Source organism: Flavobacterium hibernum, assembly GCF_000832125.1.
Classification (GTDB): Bacteria; Bacteroidota; Bacteroidia; order Flavobacteriales; family Flavobacteriaceae; genus Flavobacterium; species Flavobacterium hibernum.
Map to the genome: position 1 here is coordinate 234,265 of NZ_JPRK01000005.1, position 14,606 is coordinate 248,870.

The window sequence follows — 14,606 nt, forward strand, 5'->3', positions numbered from 1 at the left end:
GAACTTCTATAAAATATAAAATCCCATCTGCTTAGGCTAATGGGATTTTTTTATAGCTTTTCTTTACTTAAAAAAAAGACAATTCTAAATTAACCTGCTTTTTTCATATCTTTTTTTAGTTCTTTTTCGGCAATTTTATAAACTCGTTTCTCTCGCCAAATGGCATAACGTTCTCTAAAAACTATTTTTATTGCACTATCTACTGCTCCATGCATAAATAAGCTCCAAACACTGGCCATTTTTCGGGTTACAGATTTATCCCACGCACGCAATGTGAGCGAAAAAGAGCCATCGATGTAGCGCATCCAGTGCCACATACCTGTTGGCATGAACAATGTATCTCCGTGCTCCAAGAAAACTTCATAACCTTCGACACCTTTTAGAGCAGGAAATTTTTCGAAATCTGGATTGGCAACATCATAATCTTCTAATGCATAAGTGGTATTTGGCAGACAATACAGTCTTTTTTTCCATTTATAGTCAAATAAAATAATATGTTTTCTTCCGCCAAAATGAGTATGAAAAAGATGTGGCAAATCGATATCGTAATGCAAAAACGTAATGGCTTTTGAACCGCCAAAAAACATGGCAGGCATACTTTCTATAAAACCTCCCATTAATTCTTTTGGAACTTTTACGTCGTTAATTAACTCAGGTCTGTGTTTAAAAAGATTCAAGAAAAAAATACGCAACTGTGTTGGCTCCCTTTTTATTAAATCAAGATACTCGCCAAATTTCATACTGGCAATAGAGGAATTAATTACCTTTTTTGGATCGGCTTTAGAGTTATCAACTAGTTTTACCTCAATATCTCCTGCAATTTCCTTAAAATAATCTGTTGACCATTTTTCTCTTGCAGGCCAGTCTTTGGTCAACCCTTTTATAATTAACGGCTTTTTTTTATCTAAATAGTTCTTTTTAAAATCTTCTCTCGAGATAGACTCAACAATATCTACAGGTTTTAGTATAAAGCTCATTTATTTAATAAATTTAAAGTGTCAATTTACCAAAATTATCCAATTATTTCCAGTTTATGATGTTTACAGTAAAATATTACAAATAAAAAAAATCATCTCTTCTTAAATAATAGCAACTGGATATCACTTCACTTTTAAGATTACTGAACCATTTTATTTTCAATACCAAACAATAAAACACAAAAAAGCCGAAGAAATATTCTTCGGCTTTGATTATATATCTATTCCTTAAAGTTACTACGCATTAACCCAATATAAAAAACCTTTGAGCCTTTGCTACTCTGCTACTTTACTACTTTAAAGAAGCCATATCTATTACAAAACGATATTTAACATCGCTTTTATTCATACGATCGTAGGCTTCATTTATGTAAGACATATCGATAATTTCAACATCTGAAGTAATGTTATGCTCTGCACAGTAATCTAACATTTCCTGTGTTTCTTTTATCCCTCCTATCAAACTTCCAATAATACTTCTTCTTTTCATGATTAAAGTAAATACAGGAATTTCGGCTGGCGCAGGCGGAGCTCCAACAACGATCATTGTTCCGTTTGTTGTTAGCAAATTCAAATAAGCATTATGATCGTGTTTTGCTGATACTGTATTTAGTATAAAATCAAAACTATTGGCCAACGAATCCATTGTTGCAGGATCTGAAGTTAAGGCAAATTTATGCGCTCCTAATTTTTTAGCATCTGCTTCTTTAGAAGGAGAATGACTTAGCATGGTAACTTCGGCACCAAAAGAAACCGCAAATTTTACTGCCATATGTCCTAAACCTCCAAGTCCTAAAACACCAACTTTATGTCCTTTTCCTACTTTTAAATAACGCAATGGAGAATAAGTTGTAATTCCTGCACATAGTAATGGCGCAACTCCTTTTATATCCAATTTTTCGGAGACATGAAGTGTGTAACTTTCATCGACTATAATACTGGTGGAATATCCTCCACGAGTTGGAATATTGGTTCCTCTCTCTACACTATTATAAGTTCCTGTCATTCCCTCATCGCAAAACTGTTCTTCTCCAGATTTACAACTCGGACAAACTCTACATGAATCGACAAAACAACCTACTCCGGCTAATTCTCCTACTTTAAATTTAGATACTTCACTCCCAACCTTTACAATTCGGCCAACAATTTCATGTCCTGGAACTAAAGGATAGTCTACAGGTCCCCAATCGCCTTTTGCAGTATGAATATCTGAATGGCAAACGCCACTATATAAAATTTCTATTTGAACTTGATGAGCACCAACTTCTTTTCTTTCAAACGTGTAGGGTTTTAACGGATTTACAGCATCATATGCTGCATAAGCTTTTACTGGTATCATATTATCATTTTTTTAATTAGGGTATTAAAATTACGACAATATTTAAGAAGAAACCGAAAGTTAAGGCTATTAAAATATAAATTTTAGAATTTGATTTTTACATTCCGGTTCTAATGGCTTCAACAGGATCTAATCTCGCTGCCGAAATTGCAGGCAAAATCCCAGAAATCAATCCTACAAACATTGACAATCCGCCTCCAATAATTATATTCCAAAAACTTAAAACAAATTCAAAATCTAATAAATTGGTTAATAGAATAGACAACAACCAAACGATCACTAAACCTATTATTCCGCCAATTAAACAAAGTATTACAGCTTCAAATAAAAATTGAAATAGTATGAATCGATTTTTTGCTCCTAAAGATTTTTGAATACCAATTAAATTAGTACGCTCTTTTACAGAAACAAACATAATATTTGCGACTCCAAAACCTCCAACTAAGAAAGAAAAAAAGCTTATACCGATTCCCCCCATTCTTAAAGTTCCCAAGATACCATCAATAAAATCAGTAAAACCAGAAAGTACATTTACAAAGAAATTATCCATTTCTCCGGCTTTCATTCCGCGTACTGCTCTCAATTTTTGACCAACTTGAGCTTTGTAAGCTTCCATATCGACACCTTTTTCGGGTTTAATAACAATTACCGGTGTCATCGAATCACTGTCGCCATACATTTTACGCAAAAAATTAGCAGGTATATAGGCTGATGTATCATTACTATCTCCAAAAAAACCAGCACCTTGTTTTTCAATTACTCCAATTACCGTGAAACGCTGACCGTACAATCGAATATTTTTTCCGATAGGATCACTTGTTCCAAAAAGACCCTCTGCAATATCATACCCCAGAACTATAACTGCAGATCCTGAATTTGATTCTGATTCGTTATAAAACCTTCCTTTATAAAAACTCAATCCATCGATATCTACCATTTCATTTGAAGACGGAATAATATTTACATCACTTACCGTTTTCGAATCGTATTTTAAACTTTCATGATTAACAAAAAGCTGATAAGCGACTTGCTCTGTGTTATTAAGCGAATTTTTGAGCGCAATATATTCGTCATATTTTACATTTGGAAACTGCTCTCTCTTCCATTGCGGAATTTCAGATGGTCCAAAACAAAACTTCATTAAATAAATCGTATTTTTATCTAAGCTACTCAAATCCTTTGAAATTTTTCTATCCAAAGAATCTACCGCAGCCAATACGGCGATAATAGAAAAAATACCAATTGTAACACCTAACAGTGATAGTAAGGTACGTAATTTATTATTTCGCAAAGCATTTATAGCAAAGCGAAAACTTTCTTTTAATAACCTTAGATAAACCAGCATGTATGTGTATTTTTCATTAAAGTAAAATTCAATAATTTAAAAACAAAAACCTAATAAAAGTTAACTTACTCATCAGTAGATTTTTTTAGCATAATGTTACAGTATTTTTCTTTAAATTAATATATAAAAAAACTACTTTTGCAGTCTCAAAAATCATAACTACACAATGAGCACAACTAAAACAATACAATCGGCATTAATATCTGTTTTTTCTAAAGATGGATTAGAGCCAATCGTTAGAAAATTACACGAACAAAACGTAACTCTATATTCGACTGGAGGAACTGAAGATTTCATCAAAAACCTTGGAATTCCAGTAGTTCCGGTTGAAGACATTACTTCTTTCCCTGAAATTCTTGGAGGAAGAGTAAAAACTTTACACCCAAAAATCTTTGGTGGAATTTTAAACCGTCAGGATAACGAAAGTGATGTTCAACAAATGAAGGAGTTTGATATTCCTCAAATCGATTTGGTAATTGTTGATTTGTATCCGTTTGAAAAAACTGTTGCTTCAGGTGCAAGCGAGCAAGATATCATCGAAAAAATTGATATTGGCGGAATTTCACTAATTCGTGCAGGTGCAAAAAACTTTAAAGACACTGTAATTGTTGCTTCGGTAAATGAGTACAGCTTACTTTTAGATTTAATCACAGAGCAAAACGGAGCTACAACTTTAGAAAACAGAAGATTGTTGGCTACAAAAGCATTCCATGTTTCATCTCATTATGATGGTGCTATCTTTAATTACTTTAACACTGACGAAACTATCTATAAAGAAAGTATTGACAATGGACAAGTTTTAAGATATGGAGAAAACCCTCATCAAAAAGGATTCTTCTTTGGAGATTTTGACGCTATGTTCAAAAAAGTTCACGGAAAAGAATTATCATATAACAACTTATTAGATGTTGATGCAGCGGTAAACTTAATAAATGAGTTTAAAACTGATGGACCAACTTTTGCAATTTTAAAACATAACAATGCTTGTGGTTTAGCTTCTAGAAAAACAATTAGCGAAGCTTATTTAGCTGCTTTAGCTTGCGATCCTACATCTGCATTTGGTGGAGTTTTGATTGCAAATACTAAAATAGATTTAGCTACAGCACAGGAAATCAATAAATTATTCTGTGAAGTAGTAATTGCTCCAAGTTATGATGATGAAGCTATTGCAGTTTTGCAAGAAAAGAAAAACAGAATTATATTAGTTCAAAATGAAGTTGAATTACCATCTCGCCAAGTAAGAACTTGTCTTAATGGTTTGTTAATTCAGGACAGAAATAATATTACAGATACTAAAGAGCATTTAAAAACCGTTACTATTACTGAGCCTACTGCTTCAGAGATAGAAGATTTAATATTTGCTTCAAAAATTTGTAAAAACACAAAATCAAATACGATAGTTTTTGCAAAAAACGGAACATTAATTTCGTCAGGAACAGGTCAGACTTCAAGAGTAGATGCATTAGTTCAAGCAGTTGATAAGGCAAAAGCTTTTGGATTTGATTTAACAGGTGCTTCTATGGCAAGTGATGCATTTTTCCCATTTCCGGATTGTGTAGAATTAGCCAAAAAAGCAGGAATAACAGCTGTAATTCAGCCGGGAGGCTCAATAAAAGACGAATTAAGCATAAATTATTGCAATGAAAATAATCTTGCAATGGTATTTACTGGAACTCGTCATTTTAAACATTAATTTGTTTAACTTTGTTCAAAATAATTTATAACATTTTAAACCCCTAAAAAACTTATGGGATTTTTTGATTTCATGACCGAGGATATTGCGATAGACCTTGGTACCGCAAACACTTTAATCATACATAATGATAAAGTTGTTATTGATAGTCCGTCGATCGTTGCACGTGATAGAATATCAGGCAAAATCATTGCTGTTGGTAAGGAAGCCAATATGATGCAAGGTAAAACGCATGAAAACATCAAGACCATAAGGCCTTTGAAGGATGGTGTAATTGCCGATTTTGATGCTTCAGAAAAAATGATCAATATGTTCATTAAAAGTATTCCAGCATTGAAAAAAAGAATGTTTACTCCTGCTTTACGCATGGTAGTTTGTATTCCGTCTGGTATTACTGAAGTGGAGATGCGAGCTGTAAAAGAATCTTGTGAAAGAGTAAACGGAAAAGAAGTTTACTTAATTCATGAGCCTATGGCAGCTGCAATTGGTATTGGTATTGACATTATGCAACCAAAAGGAAACATGATTGTTGATATTGGAGGTGGTACAACTGAAATTGCTGTTATCGCATTAGGCGGTATTGTATGTGACAAATCTGTAAAAATTGCAGGTGACGTTTTTACAAATGATATCGTTTATTATATGCGTACACAACACAACCTTTTTGTTGGAGAGAGTACTGCCGAAAAAATAAAAATTCAAATTGGTGCCGCTATCGAAGATTTAGAGAGCCCACCAGAAGATATGTCTGTTCAAGGTAGAGATTTACTTACTGGTAAACCTAAACAAGTTGATGTTTCTTACCGTGAAATTGCAAAAGCATTAGACAAATCGATTCAGCGAATTGAAGATGCTGTAATGGAAACGTTATCTCAAACACCTCCAGAATTAGCAGCAGATATCTATAACACTGGTATTTATTTAGCTGGTGGTGGTTCTATGTTAAGAGGTCTTGATAAACGTATCTCGCAAAAAACAGATTTACCTGTTTATATTGCCGAAGATCCTTTAAGAGCTGTTGTTCGTGGAACTGGAATGGCACTTAAAAACATTGCAAAATTTAAAAGTATCTTAATTAAATAAGATTCAAAAAATAACAACCAATATACTTTTATAAGAGTCAAATTAATACAATCTGACTCTTATAAAACTTGAAACATTAAGCATATCCTGAAACAAAATAACCGAACAAGAAATGCAGCAAATTTTTAATTTCATTATAAGAAACAGTAATCGATTGCTGTTTTTGCTGCTTTTAGGTATTTCGTTGGCTCTCACAATTCAATCACATTCGTTTCATAGAAGCAAAGTAATCAGTTCGGCGAATTTTTTAAGCGGAGGTGTTTACGAAAGAATTAATCACATTAACGAATACCTGAATTTAAGAACTGAAAATGAAGAACTTGTACTTGAAAACGCAAGATTAAAAAGTCTACTATTCAATAAAGAAGATACTACAAAACTGCCTTTGCCTGATAGCATTAAAGGAGTAAAACCTGCAGATATCATTGTTTCAAAAGTTATTCATAACTCCTACAATACTCACGAAAACTACATTACTATAAATTCCGGAGCAAACGACGGAATTAGACAAGATATGGGAGTAATCAACAGTAAAGGAATTATTGGAGTTATCGATAATACTTCGCCACGTTACGCAACAGTTATTAGTATTTTAAATATGAAATCGCAGATTAATGCGAAATTGAAAAAATCGAATCACTTTGGTTCATTGACCTGGGACGGAAAAAGCACTGGTTTTGTCCAGTTAGAAGATGTTCCAAGATTAGCTTCTATTAGAAAAGGTGATACCATCGTAACTGGAGGACAGTCTGTAATTTTCCCTGAAGGAATAAATATTGGTACAGTAGACAAAATACAAACAAAAGAAAACTCAAGCTACTATGTTATAAACGTTAAACTATTTAACGATATGACAAACCTTGGTCACGTTTATATTATCAAAAGTAAGGACAGAGAAGAACTTATTAATTTAGAAAAAAAGGGAAAAGATGAATAGCGCTTTGTTAGTCAATATTTTTCGATTTATTATGTTACTAGCAATTCAAATTGTTATTTTCAATAATATGAATTTTTTAGGGTACATAAGTCCCTTTCCATACCTGTTATACATTATTTTGTATCCAGTAAATGGTAATAGAGCGGGTTTAATTTTCTCTAGTTTTTTACTTGGATTAATAATGGATATGTTTTGTAATTCTGGGGGTATCCATGCTACTGCTTGTGTTATACTAGCTTATTACAGACCTTATATATTTAAATTCTCTTTTGGATTAAGTTATGAATATCAAACCATTAGGCTAAACGAATCTTTAACTCCTGAGCGATTTTCTTTTATTCTAGTTTCTGTTTTATTACATCACATTGTACTATTTACTTTAGAAGCTTTTCAGTTTAAGTTTATTCTAGATATTTTACTCCGAACATTGTTTAGTACAATATTCACAATAATCACATCAATCATAATAATATATCTTATTAAGCCACATAAAAGATGAGAAAAGTTCTGCTGCCCTCTTTAATTATTATTGCAGCATCTTTGCTAGTGATGAGGATATTTTATCTTCAAATTATTGATGATTCATTCAAATTGAAATCAGAAAATAATGCGATAAAAAAGGTATATGACTATCCGGAGAGAGGTTACATTTATGATAGAAATGGGAAGTTATTAGTTGCCAATCAGGCTTCTTATGACATCATGGTTATTCCAAGAGACATCAAAGAAGATATCAATGTAAACGAACTTTGTACTTTACTAAACATTACAAAAGAAGAGTACGAAAAAAGAATTGCAAAAGCTAAGGTTTACAGCCCAAGATTACCTTCTGTCTTTTTAGCACAATTAAACAAAAGTGAGTTTGCCGCTTTTCAGGAAAAAATCAGAAAATTTGAAGGCTTCTATTTCCAAAAAAGATCACTTCGTGATTACGAGGTAGATTATGGCGCAAATGTTTTTGGATTCATCACACAAGTAAATGAAAGACTAATTGCAAAAAATCCTTACTATAATAGTGGTGATTTAATAGGAATGCAAGGAGTCGAGCAAAGCTATGAAGAAGTTTTACGCGGGATTAAAGGTGTAAAATATATTCAAAAAGACAAATACAATAGAGAAATTGGCTCATACAAAGAAGGTAAATATGATACTATTGCCGTTGCCGGAGAAGATATCAACTTAACAATCGACGCTGAACTTCAAAAGTACGGTGAAGAATTAATGATTAACAAAAGAGGGGGAATTGTTGCTATTGAACCAAAATCTGGTGAGATTTTAGCATTGGTTACTGCACCATCTTATGATCCGGGTATTTTAGTAGGAAGACAAAGATCTAAAAATTATACGCTTTTATATCACGACTCAATTGCAAAACCATTGTACGATAGAGGTCTTTTGGCCGAATATCCTCCTGGTTCGCCTTTTAAAATCTTAACTGGTTTAGTTGCACTACAGGAAGGTGTTATAAATGAGCAAACCACATTTATGTGCCACCATGGATTTAGCTACGGTAGAGGTCGTTTTATGAAATGCCACGGCTTTGGTCCGCATCAATTACACAACGGAATTTACAATTCTTGCAACACTTATTTTGCACAGGCTTATATGTTAACTATTAACAAATATGCAAATCCAGGTAAGGCTGTTGATATTTGGAGCGATCACGTAAAAAGTTTTGGACTTGGTCAATTTATGGGTTACGATTTACCAACCGGTAAAAGAGGAAATATTCCATCTTCTAAAACCTATAAAAAAATCTATCCTAACGGAGGCTGGAGAAGCACAACTATTGTATCTAATGCTATTGGTCAGGGAGAGGTTTTGATGACTCCTATTCAGTTAGCAAATATGATGGCTACTGTTGCCAATCAAGGTTATTACTATACTCCTCATATCATTAAAAAGATTGAAGGAAAAAAAATAGACCCAAAATTTACAACTAAACACGAAACTACAATTGACAAAAAGTATTTCCCTCCAGTTATAAGTGGTTTATTTGATGTATATAACATGGGAACAGCTCATGCGCTTCGAGTAGAAGGTATTGATATTTGTGGAAAAACGGGTACTGCCGAAAACTTTGCTAAAATTAATGGCGTTCGAACAAAACTAAAAGATCACTCTATATTTGTAGCCTTTGCTCCAAAGGATAATCCTAAAATTGCTATCGCAATCATGATTGAAAACGGAGGTTTTGGTGCAACAGTTGCGGGACCGATTGCCAGTTTGATGATCGAGAAGTATCTAAGAAAGAAAATCACCAGAAATGATTTAGAAATTAGAGTTCTGAATAAAAGCTTAGTAAGTGAATATGCAAAATTAGGCGGAATTAATGAAGCTAGTGCAATTGAGTCTACTCCAAAAGATTCCGTAATGAAAGCCAAAATGCTGAAGCAGAAAGTAGAAATTAAAAATATACCTTTAGACACCACTAAAGAAAACTAACAAAGATTATTTCAAATGAAAAATCAAAGTGTAAAAAATAACATTGACTGGATAAGCGTTTTTATCTACATTTCGTTAGTGGTATTAGGGTGGCTAAACATCTATTCCTCTTCACTACTATCAACTGAAGGAACTTATCAAAAACAACTAATTTTTATTGGTTGTACAATTCCATTGATTTTTGTGGTACTTTTTGTTGACGGAAAATTTTATGAAAAATACGCCAGTATCATTTTTGGAGTGTCGTTATTATCATTATTAGGTTTATTTGTTTTTGGAAAAACCATTGCTGGTCAAAGATGTTGGTATGCAATAGGAAGTTTTACTTTGCAACCATCTGAGTTTGCAAAAGCCGCTACATCATTAGCTTTGGCTAAATATCTAAGTGACACACAAATTAACCTGAAAGATGTAAACAGACAAATACAAGCACTTGCAATTGTATTTTTACCGGTATTATTGATCTTACCACAACCCGATCCTGGAAGTGCTTTAATTTATAGTATTTTCATTGTCGTTTTATACCGTGAAGGACTTCCATCTTGGTATGTTTGGACTGGTTTTATTACTATTTTATTATTTGTATTAACACTTGTTCTTGAACCTTATGCCGTTATTTTAATTGCGTTAGGGGTTTTAATTATTTTACATTTTAAAGGAAGAGCTGTCGACCGAAACATTTTGTTAAGCGGGATTTTATTAGCTGTAATTTCAGCTTTTGTACTATCTGTAGATTATGTGTTTGATAATATTTTTAAACAACACCACCGTGACCGTTTCAATATTTTACTAGGTAAAACTGTAGACATGAAAGGTATTGGATACAATACCAACCAATCCGAAATTGCAATTGGATCTGGAGGATGGATAGGAAAAGGTTTCTTAGAAGGCACTCAAACAAAAGGCGGATTTGTTCCGGAACAGCACACAGATTACATTTTTACTACCGTTGGTGAAGAATGGGGCTTTGTGGGTTCATTGGTTGTAATTGCACTATTTGTTGGATTATTTCTAAGAGTTATTTACTTGGCCGAAAGGCAAAAAACAAAATTTAGTAGAGTTTATGGCTATTGTGTTGCCGGAATTTTATTTACGCACTTCTTTGTAAACATTGCCATGGTTATTGGTATTTTCCCAACAATTGGTGTTCCACTACCGTTCTTCTCCTATGGAGGTTCCGGACTTTGGGGATTCACTATTTTGTTGTTTATTTTCCTAAAAATGGATGCCAATAAAGTAAATGAGTGGTAATCTTTGTAAAATTCCAAGTGTAAAATTCCAAATTCCAAGCTTAAAAATGAGATTTTGAAAACAGAAATCTTAGGCATTTTTAGCAAAGGGCTTTCTCTTGAGATAAAACCTTCATACCCTAAAAAACACAATAACTACAGTCAGATAAAGACTATTCCATAATAAAAAATATAGCTGTAAGGTTTTCAACCTTTAGCGATTAATCATAATAAAAAGCATGTCTCCAACCAAATGTTGGTAATATTCAAATCATTTTCAAGCATAAAAAAAGTCCGAAATTTTACTTTCGGACTTTTTTGTATTTTTTCTATTCTGATTATATTTTCTCGCTTGGTCTCTTTTTTAATAATTTTACCAAAACTGGAAACGTAGATATAATTACAATTATAATAATGATATACTCAATATGATGTTTTAAATCTATTCCTTGTTTTAAAAACACTCCATACAAATAGTGTCCTGCGAAAATTAATATAAAAGACCATAAAAATGAACTTAAAATATTATAAAACATAAATTTCTTTTTATCCATAGAAACTATCCCCGCAATAATTGGAGCGAAGGTTCTAAAAATTGGAAGGAAACGCGCATAAATGATCGCTTTTCCACCATATTTTTCAAAGAAATCTTTAGATTGTAGTAAGTATTTTTTCTTAAACCAGAAAGAATCTTCTTTCTTGAATAAGTAATATCCGCTTTTGTGTCCAAACCAATATCCTGTCATATTACCCAAAACTCCCATTATCGCAACAAGAGTCGAAAGTATAAATACGTTTAAGAAATCAGAAGGAATATCAACTACGTTTAACATTAGATCACGACTGTAAATACCTGCTAAAAACAACAAACTATCTCCTGGCAGAAAAAAACCTGCAAAAAGACCTGTTTCTGCAAAAACAATAAACAAAACAATAAATAAACCAATTTGAAAACCACCAATACTTAGTGTAATATAAAATTCAGGGTTAATTAATTGAGTCCAATCGAAATTATTCATAAATGCGTTTTGTTATATTTATAAGTTGGTGAAATTAACAATAATTTGCTTCAACCACAATTAAATGCTATATTTTAAAGATAAATTAACTATTAAGAGCCCAAGTTTAAACCTAGGCTCCCACAATTATTTATTCTCTTTCGTACTTGCAACAAGAATGCAAATTATCATAATCTGTTTGTGTAGCTTTTACCTCTTTTGTATCGTGTCCAACTTTTGCAATTGCTTTGTTCAAATCTGTTGTCGAAGCTTTTTCTTCGTTTAAAATCACAGTCAATTGATGAGAGCTTATATCCCAGCTTGCTGTTTTAACGCCCGAAACACCATAAGCAGCTTTTTCAATACGTTTTTTACATTGCTCGCAATTACCGTTTACTTCTGTCGAATATTTTAAATTTTTATTTTTTTTAGTTTGAGCTTGCGCTGAAAATCCTAAAAAGGCAATCATTGTTATTAAAATTAAATTTTTCATTTGTCTGTTATTAAATTTGTTATTGAATGTTTATTTTATTTTAAATCGTAATCCTGCGTAATACATTTGCCCAAAAATTGGTGCATACGCAACTGAAGCATCAAAATTAGGACCAAATGGATCTGTTGCTCCTAAAATTGCTTTTTCTTGTTTGTAATTCCCAATGTTCTCCCCTCCAACATACACTTCAAGAACTGGAGAAAAAACTCTTGTTATCTGAATATTCATAACAGCATAAGAAGGTGAAAAATCCGGAAATTGATCTGCAACGGGATTCGACGCCGTGTAAGGCAATTGCTGCTTTCCTGACCAATTAAAAGTATAATCGAATTTCCATTGTCTATCATTATTTAAACTTGTTTCGTATTCCAAGTTTCCTAAAAAACGATGTTTCGCCTGCAAAGGGCGTTGAAATGTTCCTCTTAAATAATCTGTTTGGATATCATAATATTTATAGGCTGTTCTTAAATTCAGATTATGAATTAACTCATAATTAAACTCTGCCTGAAAACTATTTGCAAATGAACTTCCTTTTAAATTGTAGAATAATACTTCTTGCGGACTTTGCATTAAATCGACAACGGCTTGACTTTTAAAATCAGTACGATAAAAATCAAATCCTATTTCTGCATTTTTGGTAAAAAGAGTAAATTTTTGAGAAAAACTAACTCCATAATTCCATGCAATTTCAGGATTTAGACCGTAAATTTTCCCTGTATTATCTAAAATCGAAAAAATTCTTGAACTCGCGAAAAGCTGTTGATTCTCAGCAAAAATATTAGCCGAACGTTTTCCTCTTCCTGCAGAAAGTCTAACAACTCCGTTCTTCCAAGGATTATATCTCATATGGAGACGTGGCGTTACAAAAAAGCCTAATCGATTATGATTGTCTACTCTTCCGCCTAAGATTAAACTAAAATTATCCGTATTATCAAAAGTATATTCAAAAAATGCTCCAACCGAATTATCAATTCTGCTATAATCATTTACATTGACAAATTCCTGATATTGATCATAAGTAAAATTTAGACCTGTAGTAAATTTATGTTTGGTGTTATTAATAATAGAATTAAACATTAAATTGGAATAAAAACTGTTCTGTTTAATGTCATAAATATTTAAACCAAAATAAGAGTTCTGATTGTGACTGTTAAAAGCATTCTGAAACCCAATACTCTGATACGGCATATCTTTAAACACATAACCAATCTTTGTCGAAACATCAAAACGTTCTGTATTGATTTCTGATCCCCAATGATTTTTTGTTCCGCGATCTGTATCTTTATCAAAATCAACCTCTCCGGTTTGTTTTTTATCATTCATATATCTGAAATTAATAAAGCTCACCAAACCACTTTCGGGATTATAATATTGATAGCGATTCAAAACATTGATTTGTTTTCCTAACGGATTATCTAGAAAACCGTCGTCATTCATATCGTTTTTCGCCACACGCGCATTTCCGTGTACAAATAGACTTGTTGCCCATTTATCAGAAAGCTTTTTATTAAAATGAGTATTCACTTCAAAACGGGCATCGGTAGAACCGTATACATTCAAGAAAAACGGAATATCGCTTAAAGGTTTTAAAAGCTCTGTATTTATTTGGCCCGAAATACTTTCATAACCATTAATAACACTCCCCGCTCCTTTTGTAATTTGAACACTTTCGATCCATGTTCCAGGAGTAAAAGACAATCCATAAGCTTGAGAAGCGCCTCGAACTGAGGGAATATTCTCTTCGGCAATTAATAAATACGGACTTGTTAGCCCAAGCATTTTAATTTGTTTGGTTCCTGTTAAAGCATCTGAAAAATTGACGTCGATTGAAGGATTGGTCTCGAAACTTTCTGCCAAATTACAACAAGCTGCCTTAAGCAGTTCTTTGCTTGTAATAATAGTTGTATTACCTGTAAGTGTATAGGATTTTTTAATTCCTTTTTGCTTTTTTGTGATCTTAACTTCCTGTAAATCTTCTTGTGAAAAGACAGAGACAGAAAGTAAAAATACAACAAAAAGCATTATATTTTTTTGCATAAAAAATGATTTTAATGTTGAATAGATTTA

The 14,606-nt window shown here is 32.6% G+C and carries 12 protein-coding genes; 6 read left to right on the forward strand and 6 right to left on the reverse strand.

All coding sequences use genetic code 11. The annotated features are described in order from the left end of the window. Positions 1 to 89: 89 nt before the first annotated feature. From IW18_RS05325 to IW18_RS05335, 3 genes are all read right to left on the reverse strand, one after another. Positions 90 to 977: a cupin-like domain-containing protein gene (locus IW18_RS05325; protein ID WP_041516539.1), complete on the reverse strand. Its 888-nt coding sequence runs from the start codon at positions 975 to 977 to the stop codon at positions 90 to 92. Between the two features lie 292 nt (positions 978 to 1,269). Continuing rightward, complete coding sequence (locus IW18_RS05330) at positions 1,270 to 2,316, reverse strand: NAD(P)-dependent alcohol dehydrogenase (protein ID WP_041516540.1); 1,047 nt, start codon at positions 2,314 to 2,316, stop codon at positions 1,270 to 1,272. 97 nt (positions 2,317 to 2,413) lie between these two features. Next, a complete protein-coding gene (locus tag IW18_RS05335; RefSeq protein ID WP_041516541.1) occupies positions 2,414 to 3,661 on the reverse strand; it encodes an ABC transporter permease in 1,248 nt (415 codons plus the stop codon). A 166-nt stretch (positions 3,662 to 3,827) separates the two neighbouring features. On the opposite strand from IW18_RS05335, the gene purH reads away from it, so the two are divergent. From purH to rodA, 6 genes are all read left to right on the forward strand, one after another. Continuing rightward, entirely contained in the window at positions 3,828 to 5,354 is a 1,527-nt protein-coding gene (purH, locus tag IW18_RS05340) for a bifunctional phosphoribosylaminoimidazolecarboxamide formyltransferase/IMP cyclohydrolase (protein ID WP_041516542.1), read from the forward strand. Positions 5,355 to 5,408: 54 nt separating this feature from the next. Next, positions 5,409 to 6,437 (forward strand): rod shape-determining protein, encoded by a 1,029-nt coding sequence (locus IW18_RS05345; RefSeq protein WP_031454266.1) that lies wholly within the window; start codon positions 5,409 to 5,411, stop codon positions 6,435 to 6,437. A 112-nt stretch (positions 6,438 to 6,549) separates the two neighbouring features. Next, on the forward strand, positions 6,550 to 7,374 hold the full coding sequence (gene mreC / locus IW18_RS05350) for a rod shape-determining protein MreC (protein WP_041516543.1): 825 nt from the start codon (positions 6,550 to 6,552) through the stop codon (positions 7,372 to 7,374). Then, positions 7,367 to 7,873, forward strand: a complete 507-nt coding sequence (locus IW18_RS23350; protein WP_041516544.1) for a hypothetical protein — start codon at positions 7,367 to 7,369, stop codon at positions 7,871 to 7,873. The genes mreC and IW18_RS23350 overlap by 8 nt, the downstream gene beginning before the upstream one ends. Beyond that, positions 7,870 to 9,819: a penicillin-binding protein 2 gene (mrdA, locus tag IW18_RS05360; protein ID WP_041516545.1), complete on the forward strand. Its 1,950-nt coding sequence runs from the start codon at positions 7,870 to 7,872 to the stop codon at positions 9,817 to 9,819. The genes IW18_RS23350 and mrdA overlap by 4 nt, the downstream gene beginning before the upstream one ends. 15 nt (positions 9,820 to 9,834) lie before the next feature. After that, positions 9,835 to 11,070 carry a rod shape-determining protein RodA gene (gene rodA, locus IW18_RS05365; protein WP_041516546.1) on the forward strand — a complete coding sequence of 412 codons (1,236 nt, stop codon included), beginning with the start codon at positions 9,835 to 9,837 and terminating at the stop codon, positions 11,068 to 11,070. 316 nt (positions 11,071 to 11,386) lie between these two features. Here rodA and IW18_RS05370 read toward each other — a convergent pair whose 3' ends face one another. From IW18_RS05370 to IW18_RS05380, 3 genes are all read right to left on the reverse strand, one after another. After that, positions 11,387 to 12,067: a DedA family protein gene (locus IW18_RS05370; RefSeq protein WP_041516547.1), complete on the reverse strand. Its 681-nt coding sequence runs from the start codon at positions 12,065 to 12,067 to the stop codon at positions 11,387 to 11,389. 130 nt (positions 12,068 to 12,197) lie between these two features. Beyond that, positions 12,198 to 12,539, reverse strand: coding sequence for a heavy-metal-associated domain-containing protein (locus IW18_RS05375; protein WP_041516548.1), 342 nt, complete (start codon positions 12,537 to 12,539; stop codon positions 12,198 to 12,200). 30 nt (positions 12,540 to 12,569) lie between these two features. Further along, positions 12,570 to 14,576, reverse strand: a complete 2,007-nt coding sequence (locus IW18_RS05380) for a TonB-dependent receptor plug domain-containing protein (protein ID WP_041516549.1) — start codon at positions 14,574 to 14,576, stop codon at positions 12,570 to 12,572. Positions 14,577 to 14,606: the final 30 nt, after the last annotated feature.

What these genes read in the sequence shown, in the direction of transcription:
- mrdA (WP_041516545.1), top strand. Translation starts at nt 7,870, where the DNA reads ATGAGAAAAGTTCTGCTGCCCTCTTTAATTATTATTGCAGCATCTTTG.
- IW18_RS05370 (WP_041516547.1), bottom strand. Translation starts at nt 12,067, where the DNA reads ATGAATAATTTCGATTGGACTCAATTAATTAACCCTGAATTTTATATT.
- IW18_RS05335 (WP_041516541.1), bottom strand. Translation starts at nt 3,661, where the DNA reads ATGCTGGTTTATCTAAGGTTATTAAAAGAAAGTTTTCGCTTTGCTATA.
- IW18_RS05345 (WP_031454266.1), top strand. Translation starts at nt 5,409, where the DNA reads ATGGGATTTTTTGATTTCATGACCGAGGATATTGCGATAGACCTTGGT.
- purH (WP_041516542.1), top strand. Translation starts at nt 3,828, where the DNA reads ATGAGCACAACTAAAACAATACAATCGGCATTAATATCTGTTTTTTCT.
- IW18_RS05375 (WP_041516548.1), bottom strand. Translation starts at nt 12,539, where the DNA reads ATGAAAAATTTAATTTTAATAACAATGATTGCCTTTTTAGGATTTTCA.
- IW18_RS23350 (WP_041516544.1), top strand. Translation starts at nt 7,367, where the DNA reads ATGAATAGCGCTTTGTTAGTCAATATTTTTCGATTTATTATGTTACTA.
- mreC (WP_041516543.1), top strand. Translation starts at nt 6,550, where the DNA reads ATGCAGCAAATTTTTAATTTCATTATAAGAAACAGTAATCGATTGCTG.
- IW18_RS05380 (WP_041516549.1), bottom strand. Translation starts at nt 14,576, where the DNA reads ATGCAAAAAAATATAATGCTTTTTGTTGTATTTTTACTTTCTGTCTCT.
- IW18_RS05325 (WP_041516539.1), bottom strand. Translation starts at nt 977, where the DNA reads ATGAGCTTTATACTAAAACCTGTAGATATTGTTGAGTCTATCTCGAGA.
- IW18_RS05330 (WP_041516540.1), bottom strand. Translation starts at nt 2,316, where the DNA reads ATGATACCAGTAAAAGCTTATGCAGCATATGATGCTGTAAATCCGTTA.
- rodA (WP_041516546.1), top strand. Translation starts at nt 9,835, where the DNA reads ATGAAAAATCAAAGTGTAAAAAATAACATTGACTGGATAAGCGTTTTT.